General features: G+C 67.8%; 10 protein-coding genes. 5 read left to right on the top strand and 5 right to left on the bottom strand.

From position 1 onward, the window contains the following. Window positions 1-495 precede the first annotated feature (495 nt). Both CRT60_RS18485 and CRT60_RS18480 read left to right on the top strand, forming a co-directional pair. Entirely contained in the window at window positions 496-1,539 is a 1,044-nt protein-coding gene (locus CRT60_RS18485) for an agmatine deiminase family protein (protein ID WP_098738028.1), read from the top strand. 114 nt (window positions 1,540-1,653) lie between these two features. Next, the gene (locus CRT60_RS18480) at window positions 1,654-3,552 is read left to right on the top strand and encodes an AI-2E family transporter (protein ID WP_098738027.1); all 1,899 of its coding nucleotides are present in this window, start codon (window positions 1,654-1,656) and stop codon (window positions 3,550-3,552) included. Here CRT60_RS18480 and CRT60_RS18475 read toward each other — a convergent pair. The 5 genes from CRT60_RS18475 to CRT60_RS18455 are packed head-to-tail and all read right to left on the bottom strand — an operon-like array spanning window position 3,549 to window position 7,959. Next, window positions 3,549-4,337, bottom strand: coding sequence for a GGDEF domain-containing protein (locus CRT60_RS18475; protein ID WP_098738026.1), 789 nt, complete (start codon window positions 4,335-4,337; stop codon window positions 3,549-3,551). The genes CRT60_RS18480 and CRT60_RS18475 overlap by 4 nt on opposite strands. Next, window positions 4,334-5,287, bottom strand: a complete 954-nt coding sequence (locus CRT60_RS18470; RefSeq protein ID WP_098738025.1) for a sensor histidine kinase — start codon at window positions 5,285-5,287, stop codon at window positions 4,334-4,336. Before CRT60_RS18470 ends, CRT60_RS18475 begins: the two co-directional genes overlap by 4 nt. A gap of 20 nt (window positions 5,288-5,307) precedes the next feature. Then, the gene (gene siaC, locus CRT60_RS18465) at window positions 5,308-5,682 is read right to left on the bottom strand and encodes a biofilm regulation phosphoprotein SiaC (RefSeq protein WP_098738024.1); all 375 of its coding nucleotides are present in this window, start codon (window positions 5,680-5,682) and stop codon (window positions 5,308-5,310) included. 20 nt (window positions 5,683-5,702) lie between these two features. After that, on the bottom strand, window positions 5,703-6,248 hold the full coding sequence (locus CRT60_RS18460) for a SiaB family protein kinase (protein ID WP_098738023.1): 546 nt from the start codon (window positions 6,246-6,248) through the stop codon (window positions 5,703-5,705). Between the two features lie 19 nt (window positions 6,249-6,267). After that, window positions 6,268-7,959 (bottom strand): SpoIIE family protein phosphatase, encoded by a 1,692-nt coding sequence (locus tag CRT60_RS18455; protein ID WP_244592599.1) that lies wholly within the window; start codon window positions 7,957-7,959, stop codon window positions 6,268-6,270. Between the two features lie 461 nt (window positions 7,960-8,420). On the opposite strand from CRT60_RS18455, the gene CRT60_RS18450 reads away from it, so the two are divergent. The 3 genes from CRT60_RS18450 (at window position 8,421) to polA (ending at window position 13,254) form a co-directional block, all read left to right on the top strand. Continuing rightward, on the top strand, window positions 8,421-9,293 hold the full coding sequence (locus CRT60_RS18450; RefSeq protein WP_244592598.1) for a substrate-binding periplasmic protein: 873 nt from the start codon (window positions 8,421-8,423) through the stop codon (window positions 9,291-9,293). Window positions 9,294-9,411: 118 nt separating this feature from the next. After that, the gene (locus tag CRT60_RS18445; protein ID WP_098738021.1) at window positions 9,412-10,197 is read left to right on the top strand and encodes a response regulator transcription factor; all 786 of its coding nucleotides are present in this window, start codon (window positions 9,412-9,414) and stop codon (window positions 10,195-10,197) included. 132 nt (window positions 10,198-10,329) lie between these two features. Continuing rightward, window positions 10,330-13,254, top strand: coding sequence for a DNA polymerase I (polA, locus tag CRT60_RS18440; RefSeq protein WP_098738020.1), 2,925 nt, complete (start codon window positions 10,330-10,332; stop codon window positions 13,252-13,254). The last annotated feature ends 202 nt before the right edge of the window (window positions 13,255-13,456 follow it).

Below are 13,456 nucleotides of genomic sequence, written 5' to 3'. Positions count from 1 at the left end.
TCCGCGCGCAGCAGACCTCTGCCGCCGCGGATGGCATTCGCCCGTTTCTTTTGCTATGTTGATGTCATCGTCAACAGCGAAAGAGGCCGTGCCATGCGCGCGCTCCTGTGGTTCCCCTTGTTGAGACTCGGATTTTTCAGTCCCGTTTCCACTGCCTATGCGACCACCCGTTCGGTCACCGCCCGCCGCGCCCTGCGCCCGCCGTCCGGCCTCTAGCCGGAGCTCATGCCGGATCCCTTTCCCGGCATGCCGACGCGACGTCCTTCCGCGTCTTTTTAAAAATCCCTTCGCCGCAAGGCCCCTCCGCCATAAGGCCAAGCATCCGCTGCGGCGGACGCGATTGCCAAAGGCGCGCTCCCGTGGTTAGGGTGGATGGGGATGAAAAAATGTCCCGGCCCCTTGCGGCCCGCCGACCGTTGTTTCGGTCCGACCGTTGTTTCGGTATTGCGGCTGCGAAGGGCAGGGGACTTTGAAAAAGGGTAGAGGGATCGACGCATGACGACACCGAACGCCCCGATGCCGACGGGTGAAGGGACGGGTCAAGGCTTCCGCATGCCCGGCGAATGGGCCAGCCACAGCGGATGCTGGATGGCGTGGCCGTGCCGGCCGGAAACCTGGCCGGAGGGCGCCTTCGACGCTGCGTGCGACGCATATGCCGAGGTCGCGCAGGCCATCTCCCGCTTCGAGCCGGTGACGATGGTGTGCGACCCGGCGGACGTGGCGGAAGCCTCGCTCGCCTGCGGCCCCGGCATCCAGATCCTGCCGCTGCCGATCAGCGACTCCTGGATTCGCGACACCGGCCCCAGCTTCGTCATCGACGGCAAGGGCGGGCTGGCCGGCGTTCATTGGGGCTTCAACGCCTGGGGCGGCAATTACCAGGGCAGCGACAAGGACCAGCAGGTCGGCCGCCTGATCCTCGACCATCTCAAGCTCCCCTGCATTTCCGCCCCGCTGGTGATGGAGGGCGGCTCCTTCCATGTGGACGGGGAGGGGACGCTGATCACCACCGAACAGTGTCTGCTGAATCCCAACCGCAATCCCGGCCTGTCGCGGGAGGAGATCGAGCGGCAGCTGAAGGACCATCTCGGCGTCGAGACGGTGATCTGGCTGGGGCAGGGCTATCAGGACGACGAGACCGACGGCCACATCGACGAGATCGCGCTGTTCGTGCGCCCCGGCGTGGTGATGGCGATCACCACCGACGATCCCGGCGATCCCAATTTCAAGATCTTCCAGGACAATCTCGACCGGCTGAAGCGCGCCCGCGACGCCAAGGGCCGCGAACTGGAGGTCATCACCATCCAGCAGCCCGCCCGCCGCGACCTGAACGGCGTGCGCCTGACCCTGTCCTACACCAACCTCTACATCGCCAACGGCGGCATCGTCATGCCGGCCTTCGAGGATCCGGCCGACGACGAGGCGTTCCGCGTCGTCCGCAAGGCCTTCCCCGACCGCGAGGTGGTGCAGATCGCAGCACTCGACATCGTCCGCGGCGGCGGCGGCATCCACTGCATCACCCAGCAGCAGCCGCTTCCCTGACGGGCCCAACCATGGTTTGGCGACCCTCGCCGCCGTGACGGGGCGGGCGAGGGAACGGGACGGCGCGGCCGGTGTTCATGTCGGGCATTCTCCCTTCCGGAAAGCCCGACGATCATGGCCGAGGACACCGCTCGCCGACTGCAGGCACGCCCCATCGCGGTGACGAAGGCCGCTCCTCCCGTTTCCACCCAGACGATCCTGCTGATCATCACGCTGATCGTGGTGACGCTGTATCTGGCGGCCGACATCCTGATGCCCATCGCGCTGGCGGTGCTGCTCGCCTTCGTGCTGACGCCCATCGTCACCCGGCTGCAGCGCTGGCGTCTGGGCCGCGTGCCGTCTGTGCTGGCGGTGGTGGCGCTGCTGTTCCTCGGCATCACCGGCTTCGGTGCCGTGGTGGGCAGCCAACTGGGCGATCTGGCCGACAATCTGCCGACCTACCAGCGCAACATCCACACCAAGATCGAGTCGCTGCGCAGCGCCACCGCATCGGCCGGCGACCGCGGCGCGCTGAAGCAGGCGACCGATGCCTTCCGCGACCTGCAACAGGAGATCGAGCGCGCCACCGCCGGTGCCGCCCCAAACCAACTTCCCGGCCAACTGCCCGGCGCCGGCCCGGCGACGCAGGCCGGCGCGCCGACGCACCGCGAACCGGTCCCGGTGCGCATCGACCAGTCCGACACCGGGGTCTTCGACCTCGTCAGCCGGGTGCTCGGCCCGGCGATGACGCCGATCGCCACCGCCGGCATGGTGCTGGTCTTCACCATCTTCATGCTGTTGCAGCGGGAGGATCTGCGCGACCGCATGATCCGGCTGGTCGGCTCCGGCGATCTCAGCCGGACGACGGAGGCGATGAACGACGCCGGCGAGCGGGTCAGCCGCTATCTGCTGATGCAGGTGGTGGTGAACGTGACCTATGGGCTGCCCATCGGTGTCGGGCTCTGGCTGCTCGGCGTGCCGAACCCGCTGCTGTGGGGGCTGCTGGCGACGGTGCTGCGTTTCATCCCCTTCCTCGGGCCGGTGATCGCCTCGGCCTTTCCCATCCTGCTGTCCTTCGCGGTCGACACCGGCTGGACCCTGCCGCTGCTGTGCATCGCCCTGTTCGTGGCGGTGGAGCTGTTCTCCAACAATGTGGTGGAGCCCTGGCTCTACGGAACGGCGACCGGCCTGTCCTCGCTTGCCATCATCGTCGCGGCGGTGGTGTGGACGACGCTGTGGGGGCCGATCGGCCTTCTGCTGGCGACGCCGCTGACCGTCTGCCTCGTGGTGCTCGGCCGCCATGTGCCGCAGCTGCATTTCCTGGAGGTGATGCTCGGCGACCGCCCGGTCCTGCCCGACGAGGCGAAGATCTACCAGCGCCTGCTGGCCCGCGATCCCGCCGAGGCGACAGAGCTTGCCGAGGAACGGCTCGGCAAATGCACTCCGGTGGAACTGGCCGACGGGCTGCTGCTGCCCGCCCTGTCGCTGGCCGAACAGGAGCGCCAGCGCGGCTCGCTCAACCCGGACGGGCGGCAGGCGGTGGCCGAGGGCATGGCGGGGGTGCTGGACGAGTTGTCGGACGCGACCGTACCCGCCGAAAATGCGCCGCGCGTGCTCTGCGTCGGGGCGCGCAACACTCTGGACGAGGCGGCGGCCGGGCTTCTCGCCTATCTGCTGGTGGGACGCGGCATCCATGCCGATGTCGTGCCTTGCGAGAAGGCATCGACCCGCGCCATCGCCAGCCTCGGCACCACGGGGGTGGATGCGGTGGTGCTGTCCTCGCTCAACCCCACGGCGCTTGGCCATTGCCGGCGGATGATGCGCCGCCTGCGGATGCATTTCGGTCCGCGCGTGCCGATCCTGCTCTGCCTGTGGAGCGCCCATCCGGAATCCGAGGTGCCGGAGCGGGCAAGCGCCGAGACCGACGCCAATCTGGTCGCCACCGGCATGGCCGGAGCGCTGGCGCAGCTGGAGGAGCTGAACATCGGTGCCGCACCGGCCGCGGTTGCCGAAGCGGCACCGTCTTCGAGTTAGGCGGCCGCCGCCCAGCGGTTGCGTCCGGCGCGCTTGGCGATGTAGAGCGCGTCGTCGGCCGCCTGGATGCAGGCGTCTGCGGTCTGCCCCTGGCGATAGGATGCGATGCCAAGGCTCAGCGTCACTGTGATGCTGCTGTCCTGGTGGACGAAGGGATGGTGGGCGATGAGCTGCCGCAGCTTCTCCGCGACCGTTTCGGCCTGGATCTGGTCGCTGCCGGGCAACAGGATCAGGAATTCCTCTCCGCCCCAACGGGCGCACAGGTCATGCAGGCGCAGGTTCCGGCGCAGCAGGCCGGCGGTCTCCACCAGCACATGGTCGCCGGCGGCATGGCCGAAGGCGTCGTTCACGTCCTTGAAATGGTCGATGTCCAGCATGATCAGGGCGAAGCCGCTGCCATTGCGGCTGATGCGGCACAGCTCCGCCTCCAGCCGCTCGATCATCTGGCGGCGGTTCGGCAGATCGGTCAGCGGGTCGGTCTGCGATGCGGCGTGCAGCGTGCGCGCCATCTGGCGGGTGTCGGTCTGCATGCGGTCGCTGATCTTGGCGATCTTGGTCAGTTGCCGCATCAGCTTCATGTGGTCGTTGGCGAGCGCGCGGAACTCCTGCATCAGCGGATGGTCGGCGTAATCCTCGTTCGCCGCGAGACGGGCGACCCAATCCTGAAGCTTCTGTTCCTGCAGCATCATGCCCATCGTTCCCCGCCGCAAGGCCCAGCGCCTGGGCAAGCCGGTTACCGTCGTGCCGTCGGAATTGCCGACCTCGGAGTCGGCAGCCCCTGTCATGGCGACGTCTCCGGTACCGGAACCGCTGCCGGAGCTGCTGCCGGAGCTGTCGTGGGCGTCTTTGCCCGCGCCATCGGCAGCCGGACGGTGAAGGCCGAGCCCTGGCCGGGTTCGCTCGCCACCGAGATGCCGCCGCCGTGGGTATCCACGATGCAGCGGGCAAGGTGGAGGCCAAGCCCGGCGCCGGTCGTCCCCGCCGCGTTGGACGCACGGAAATACTTGTCGAACAGCCGCGCCGCGTCGGCTGCGTTGACGCCGATCCCCTGGTCCTTGATCCGCACCGTGACCTGACCGCCAGGACCTCCGCAGGGGCTGCCGGCGGCGCTCTCGCCGACCGAGAGATCGAGGCGGATCGTGCCCCCGTTCGGCGAATATTTGACAGCGTTTTCCATCAGGTTGGAAAACACAACGGCCAAAAGGTCGCGGTCGCCGGGAATCGGCACCGGACGGTCCAGGCCATGCAGTTCGAAGCGGTGGGCGGTGGCTGTCCCCGCCATCTCGCCAGCCAGCGCGGTCAGCATCGCCGCAAGGTCGAAGGCCACCGGCCGTGCCGCCGCGGTGCCCAGCCGGTCGTTGGTCAGGCAGCGTTCGATCAGGTGCAGCATCCGCTGGACCGCGTTGCGGATCTTGCCGACCCGCGGCATCGCCGAAACCGGCAGCTTCGGCTCCAGCTCCAGCATCTGCGAGGCGCTGTCGATGATCGCCAGCGGCGTGCGGAATTCGTGGCTGACCATCAGCACGAACTGCCGCTGCTGGCGCGCCATCTCCTTGGTCTCGGTCTGGAGACGGTCACTGATCTTGGCGATCTTGCGGAACTGGCGCAAAAGCTTGCCGTGCCGCTCCGCCAGCGTCTGGAATTCCGCCAGCAGCGGGTTGCCGGCATTGGCCGGATCCTCGGCCAGCCGCTGAATCCACTGACGCAGTTCCTGTTCCTGCGACCGCATCGTCATCCCGGATGTTCAGTGTGCCGTCAATGGGCCAGAATTTCGAACGGCAGCGACACGTCTTCGGCGAACTCCTCCGCCATGTCGAGCGCGCGGTCGTTGTCGCTGTCATAATGCCAGCGCACCGACATCGTCTGACCTTTCTGGTGGGCGCCGTCCAGCATCTCCAGCACGTCGATCATGCATTTGATGCTGCTGGTGTTGAGGTAGCTCAGCCCGATGTCCAGCACCACCGCCGGGGCGGGGGCCTTCAGATACTCCTCCAGCCAGTTGAACACCGGCGCGTAGAAATCGAAGGAATTCTCCGGATAGGATTCGCCTTCAATGCGCAGCAGCCCGGCCGCCGGATCGAAATCGATCAGGGGGGAGCAGGAGGTTGCCTCGATCCGCAAACTGTCCATTATGTGTATTCCGTGATTTCTTATAGCTGCACTTCAAGGCTGAAGAAGAAATAGGTGTCATCGACCGCGCGCAACGAATATTCCAGCGGCCGGGTGGCCTTGCGCGCCATGTCGATCAGGCCCAGCCCGGCGCCGCTGGCGCCCGCCTCGCGCGGCTTGCGCGACTGTTCCTTGTAGACCGCCTTCAGGCCGGCCTTGTCCAGGCCCCGCAGCCTCTCCAGCATCGCCGACAGGCCGGGGACGTCGTCCGCCTCCACCAGATTGCCGGAGCTGACGACGTAATGGTCGTCGTCCTTGCCGATCACCACGATGCCGCTGTTGGCCGGGATCGGCCGGCCCAGCGCTTCCCGCGACGCCGTGTAGTTGCGGACATTCTGCGCCTGCTCCACATAGACGGAGAAGACGTCCATGATCGCCGACTTTTCGATCCGCTCATTTTCCAGATGGTTGCGGACCGCCTTGCCCAGCTCCTCGATGACGCTGTGGCTGAAGGGGCCGCTGAAACAGATCAGGAGCTTCTGCCGTGACAGCAGCTCCTGAAGGTTGAAGAGTTCGTTGCCTTTCATCGTACCTTGACAGCCTGCCTTACGGGTGAACGGGGTTGGATGAGGGTGCGCCGGGCGCGGATGCCGCCGCAAGCACCGGTGTTGCGGCCGGTGCAGCGGCCGGCGAAACGGTGAAGCCGACCAGGGTGATGTCGTCGCGCTGCGCCCGCTCGCCCTGATGCTCGGCCAGGGCCTGCGCGAAGGCGGCCCGGCGCTCCGTCATCGGGATCGCGTCATGCTCCAGCAGCATCGCGGTGAAGCGGCGGTTGCCGAAGCCGAAGCCGCGGGTGCCGCCGGCCTGGTCGAGGAAGCCGTCGGTGGTCAGGTAGAAGCTGCGGCCCGGCGCCAGTTCCACCCGGTGGGTGGTGAAGCGGTGGCCGCTGTCGGACCGGCGATAGCCCAGGCTCTGCGCATCGCCCTTCACTTCGCCGACGCTCCCGCCGGCAGGGTCGACGACGTGCAGGCCGATCCGGCCGCCGGCGAACAGCAGGTCGCCCTTGTCCGGCCGCACCAGGCACAGCCCGATGTCCAGGCCGTTGTCGAAGCGCGGGTTGTCGCGCCCGCGGGCCAGCGCGGCGCGCACCATGCGGTTCAGCCCGCCCAGGATCGTCGCCGGATCGCTGTCCGGCGTTTCCGACAGCACATGGTCCAGGATGGCCGAGACCGTCATCGTCATGAAGGCGCCCGGCACGCCATGGCCGGAACAGTCGGCGACGCCGATCAGGAAGCGGCCGTCCTCCAACGCGCGGAAGATGTGGAAATCGCCGCCCACCACGTCGCGCGGACGCCACAGCACGCAGACGCCGTCGAGATGCCGCGCCATCTCCCGCTCGTCGGGCAGGATGGCGGATTGCAGGAGGCTGGCGTACTGGATGCTGTCCATCACCTGCCGGTTGACGACCGCCAGCTGGTCGTTGGACTGGCGCAGCTCCTCCGTCCGTTCGGCGACGCGCTGTTCCAGCCGCTCGGTATAGTCGTGGACGGTTTCCGCCATGTGGTTGAAGGCGACGGTCAGTTGCCCGATCTCGTCGGCGCGGGTGTTGCGCAGACGGACGCGGTAGTCGCCGGCGGCGATGGCGCCGGCGGAGCGCGTCAGCCGGGCCAGCGGCGCCAGCACCAGCCGGTTCAGCAGGATGCTGATCATGCCGATGACGGCGAGCAGCGAGAAGAAGACCAGACCGGCCATCGGCGCCAGCGCGGTCATGGTGGCGCTTTCCGCCTCCTCCAGCGAATAGGTCATGCGCAGCAGGCCGACCATCGTGCGCTCGCCGTTGTTGCCGGACATGACGATCTGCCTTTCGACGGTCGTCAGCTCGGCACGGCCGGCCGGACGCTCCAGCGCCACCAGCGGCTCGCCATGGCCACCGCGGCCGCCGGACGCCGCCCACACCTTCACGCTGCGCACCGCCGCATCCTCGGCCAGCAGGCCGCGGATCATCCCCTCCACCGCGCGGGTGTCGAACTCCCACACCGCCTGCCCCATGGCCGAGGCCTGGAGCGTGCCGACCAGGGTCGCGCGGTGGGTCAGCGCCTCCCTCTGCTGGCGGCCGACCAGGACGGAGGAGACGCCCATGGCGATCAGCCCGACCAGCAGGGTACAGCCGACGATCATCAGGATGACGCGCGTCAGCAGCGACGACCCGCCGGCACGGACCACCTCGTCGCCCGACCCCTGGGGGCCGGCGCCGCGCAGCGTATAGGATTCGGTGTCGTCCCAACCCGTGACGCTCATCCACATCCTCCTGACCCGGCCGATCGGGCGTTCCGTGTTCATGGCGGGTTTCAAGTCAGCCGCGGTCCTGGTTGCCAAGCCCGCGATAGTCCCAGGCGCATCAGTAAATCCACCCTCGCGTGCAGCATGCCGACAGTCATCGAACCGGCCGGTGGGCATGATGCATGTGGCGGATGAGCTTACCCTTAGCACAACGGGATTAATCAGTCCTGAAATAACATTCGGCACCGGTTTCATACAGTGTCGGAACGTCCGGGAAAATGGGCACAATCGGAAACCGGCGGAGACCATTCCCGTCCAATTGCGACGAAGTGTAACAACGGCGCCGCGAACCTGCCGAGGCCTTTGGGGGACAGTGGTTTTTCCCGTGGACGCCCGCGTCGTCGGCCGTGCTACCTTCGGATACAGTTGCTTGTGGCAAGAGCCGTCGGCTGGAGCGGTCTTCCGGGGGAGAGCGAAGGATGGCGTTTGGTGTTCGTGCGTTCGTTGTCCCGTGGATCGTTCCAGCCGGGCTTGCCGCCGCCGGGGCCGTTCTTGCCGCATTGGCCGCGACGGCTCTGCCCGCCGCGGCGCGTCCGGTGACCGTGCTGGCGCCGGAACTGCCGCCGATGATGAGCGCCGACGGCACCGGGCGCGAGGCCAGCATCATCACGGAGACGCTGGCCGCCTGCGGGCATGAGGCGCGTTTCAAGGTCGTCCCCTTCGGCCGCCACTGGAACGACTACCGCGACAGCGTCCAGGGAAGTGCGCAGGCCGGCGGGCAAACTGGAGGGCAGATCGACGCCGTCTCCACCGTCCCGGCGGGCATGGAGATGCCGGGGGCCCGCTCCGCCCCCTACATTCTCTACCAGAACGGCGCCTCCGTGCTGAAAAGCAGCGGCCTGACCGTGCAGTCGCTGGCCGATCTGGCGGGCAAGCGCGTCATCACCTTCTCCGGCGCGCCGGACGTGCTGCCGGGGCTGCGTGCCGCCATCCCCAGCTTCGGCGATTTCCGCGAGCGCGCCGACCAGATGGTGCATTCCAACCTGCTGTTCGCCGGGCGGGTCGACGCGGTTCTGGCCGACGGCCTGATCTTCGCCGAATACAACCGCCAGCTCCAGGAAAAGGCGAAGGCGGCCGGCGGCCTGCCCTTCGACCCGGCCCAGCCGGTGCAGTTCACCGCCATCTTCCCGCCCACCGCCTACAGCATGGTGTTCCGCGACGACCTGCTGCGCGCCGACTTCGACCGCTGCCTTGCGGAGATGAAGGGGAAGGGGCGCCTCGACGCCATCGACCGCGAGTGGGTGGGCCGCTATTCCGCGACGGTCGGCGACCGCTACCTGTCCCATAGGTAAGGTGCCGGAACCGGATTTGCCGAACCCGGGTTAATCCCATCCGTCCGATATGGTTTGCGTAACCGCTTCGGGCGTTTAATATAACTTCATACGAATGTGAATGGGGGCGTGAGGCGTCGTGGCCCGGATCATTGTGGTCGAGGACGAAGCCGACCTTCGTGACGATCTTGTCGAATATCTCGAACGCTGCGGGTTCGAGGTGAGGGGGGCGTCGCGCGGTGCGGAGCTGGACCGTCTGCTGGAGGCAGGTCCGGCGGATGTGATCGTGCTCGACGTCAATCTGCCGGACGAGGATGGCTTCTCGGTCGCCCGCCGCGTCCGCGCCAGCTCTTCGGCCGCCATCATCATGCTGACGGCGCGATCCGGGCTGATCGACCGTGTCATCGGGCTGGAGCTGGGCGCCGACGTCTATCTGGTCAAGCCGGTCGATTTCCGCGAGGTGGAGGCGCAGATCAAGGCGCTGATGCGCCGGATGCAGAAGGGAGCCGCACCGCAATCGGCTGCCGAACCGTCGGCGGGGATGGGGGTGCCGGTGCCCGGCCCGACTCCTGCCCCCGCCCACGCCCCTGCGGACTCGCGCAAGGTCTGGGTGTTCGACGACATCGAATGGCGAATCCAGCCGCCGACCGGATCCGCCGTGCCGCTGACCGCGACGGAGTACAAATTTCTCTCGCTGCTGGTCGCCGCCCCCGGCGAAGCGGTCAGCCGCCAGGACATTTCCGTCACCCTGACCGGCCGCGATTGGGACCCCTACAGCCGCTCCATCGATTCCCTGGTCCGCCGCCTGCGCATCAAGGTGGAGGAGCGCAGCGGCTGCGCCCTGCCGGTGCAGGCGGTGCATGGCGTCGGCTATGCCTTCGTCGGTCCGGTGGTGACCAGCGCGGTGGAGGACAGCGCCGACTGAGTCCGCGCTGCCGGCGGTGCGCCGCCGGTGGCAAGGGGCGTCGGCGGCGGGGCTCCACCCCGGTCTCGGCACTCGACTCCCGGCCCTCCTTCGGCGATGGTAGCGCCCGCAAGGAAGGGACGAGAGACCACCATGACAGATGCCACCGCCGCCTCCGAGAACACTCCCGCAACCGGCAGCGCCGCCTCTGGCGGCACCAATTCGGGCGGTGATGGCAGCGGCCTGTATCTGGTCGACGGCTCGGGCTTCATCTTCCGCGCCTTCCATGCGCTGCCGATGCTGACGCGGCCGGACGGCACGCCGGTCAACGCGGTTCTGGGCTTCTCCAACATGCTGCTGAAGCTGTTGGCCGACGCCAAGGCGGAAGCCGTGGCTGTGGTCTTCGACAGCAAGCGGCTGAATTTTCGCAACGAATTCTATCCCGACTACAAGGCCCACCGCCCGGAGCCGCCGGAGGAACTGAAGCCGCAGTTCGCGCTGATCCGCGAGGCGACCGAGGCCTTCTGCCTGCCCTGCCTGGAACTGGAGGGCTTCGAGGCCGACGATTTGATCGCCACCTACGCCCGTCTGGCGCAGGAGGCCGGGCGGCCGGTCACCATCGTGTCGTCGGACAAGGACCTGATGCAGCTGGTCCGCCCCGGCGTCGGCATGTTCGACCCGATGAAGAACAAGGCCATCGGCCCCGACGAGGTGTTCGAGAAGTTCGGCGTCCCGCCGGAGAAGGTGGTGGACGTTCAGGCGCTGGCCGGCGACAGCGTCGACAACGTCCCCGGCGTGCCCGGCATCGGCGTGAAGACCGCCGCCCAGCTGATCACCGAATATGGCGACCTGGAGGCCCTTCTGGCCAATGCCGAGAAGATCAAGCAGCCGGCCCGCCGCCAGAAGCTGATCGAGTTCGCCGATCTGGCCCGAATCTCCCGCCGTCTGGTCCTGCTCGACGATCAGGTGCCGCCGCCCAAGCCGCTGGACGAGCTGCGGGTGCGCGAGCCCGACCACCAGCGGCTGATCGACTTCCTGCGCGCCCAGGGCTTCCGCAGCATCGTCTCGCGCGTCGAGATGGAGATGCAGAAGGACGGCCGCATCGCCGACGGCGCCAGCGGCTCGCTTCCGGCCCCCGGTTCCATGCCCACCCCTGCCGTGAAGTCGCCGGCGACGGCCGAAAGCCCGGCCGCGGAGGACCGACCGGCCCGCAAGACGGTTCTGAACGTCCCGGAGGTGCGCTACGAGCTGGTGCAGGACGCCGACGCGCTGCGCCGCTGGGTCGAGCGGGCGCGCGAGACTGGCGTGCTGGCCGTCGACACCGAGACCGACAGCCTGACCCCGGCCACCGCCACGCTGGTCGGCGTCTCGCTGTCGACCGAGCCGGGCATCGCCTGCTACATCCCGCTCGCCCACAAGGCGGAGGGAGCGGCGGCGGCCGGCCAGCTCGACTTCGAAGCCCCGACGCCGCCCAAGCAGATCGCGACCGACGAGGCGATGGCGATCCTGAAGGACGTGCTGGAGGACCGCTCTGTCCTGAAGATCGGCCACAACTTCAAGTTCGACCACCAGCTGTTCGCCCGCAACGGCATCGCGGTGTCGCCGGTGGACGACAGCATGCTGATCTCCTACGTGCTGGAAGGCGGCTCGCACGGCCACGGCATGGACGAACTGGCGGAGTTGCACCTCGCCTACACGCCGATTCCCTTCAAGGAGGTCTGCGGCACCGGCAAGAACCAGATCACCTTCGACCGCGTGCCGCTGGACAAGGCGCTGGCCTATGCCGCCGAGGACGCCGACATCACGCTGCGGCTGTGGACGCTGCTGAAGCCGCGGCTGGTCGACGACCGCATGGTCACCGTCTATGAGACGCTGGACCGCCCGCTGGTGCCGGTGGTGGCCGACATGGAGCGGGCCGGCGTCCACATCGACAAGAAGGCGCTGTCCGACCTGTCGCAGAGCCTGTCCCTCCGCCTCGCCGAGATCGAGAAGGACGTCCATGCGCTCGCCGGCCAGAGCTTCAACATCGGCTCGCCCAAGCAGCTGGGCGAGATCCTGTTCGACACGTTGAAGCTCGGCACCGGCAAGAAGGGCAAGACCGGCGCCTATTCCACCGACAGCAGCGTGCTGGAGGAACTGGCGGAGCAGGGCCACACGATCGCCCAGCGGGTGCTCGACTGGCGCCAGCTCGCCAAGCTGAAAAGCACCTACACCGATGCGTTGCAGGAGAAGATCTCGGCCGTAACCGGCCGTGTCCACACCGCCTTCGCGCTGGCGGCGACCAATACCGGCCGCCTGTCCTCGACCGATCCGAACCTGCAGAACATCCCGGTGCGGACGGAGGAGGGCAAGAAGATCCGCCGCGCCTTCGTGGCATCCCCCGGCTACAAGCTGCTGAGCGTCGATTATTCGCAGATCGAGCTGCGTCTGGTGGCGGAGATGGCGAACATCCAGGCGTTGAAGGACGCCTTCCGCGACGGGCTGGACATTCACGCCGCCACCGCCGCCCAGGTCTTCGGCATCCCGCTGGAGCAGATGACGCCGGACATCCGCCGCAAGGCCAAGGCGATCAACTTCGGCATCATCTACGGCATCTCCGGCTTCGGGCTCGGCCGCCAGCTCGGCATTGCGCCGGGAGAGGCCAACGCCTTCATCAAGACCTATCTGGAGCGCTTCCACGAGCTGAAGGTGTGGATGGAGGCGACCAAGGCCTTCGCCCGCCAGCACGGCTATGTGGCAACCCTGTTCGGCCGCCGCTGCTACATGCCCGGCATCCAGGAGAAGAACGCCGCCCGCCGCGCCTTCGCCGAGCGTCAGGCGATCAACGCCCCGATCCAGGGCACCGCCGCCGACATCATGAAGCGCGCGATGAACCGCATGCCGGGCGCGCTGGCCGCCGCCGGCAGCACCGCGCGGATGCTGCTGCAGGTGCACGACGAACTGCTGTTCGAGGTGCCGGAAGCGGAGGCCGAGGAGGCGGCGCGGATCGTGCGCGGGGTGATGGAGGGGGCGGCCCATCTCGGCGTGCCGCTGGTGGCGGAAGCCGGGATCGGGGACAATTGGGAAGAGGCGCACTGAGGGGGGCGTTCGACGCCCTCTTCCCAGGGGGAGAGGGCCTACAAGCTGTCGCCTTACACAACCGCCCTGCCGCGCCTCCGTCAGGCGGATGGAACGGCCGCCGGAAACTGTTCCACGCTGTTCCACCCCTGCCGGACGCGCGTCGCATCGTCCCCCGGGGAGGCCCTGCGCACCGCCGCTCTTTTGCAAATCGTTTGAAACT

Source organism: Azospirillum palustre (genome assembly GCF_002573965.1).
GTDB lineage: Bacteria > Pseudomonadota > Alphaproteobacteria > Azospirillales > Azospirillaceae > Azospirillum > Azospirillum palustre.
Note: the sequence above shows the minus strand (reverse complement) of the source record. Positions and strands in the feature narration are given on the sequence as shown.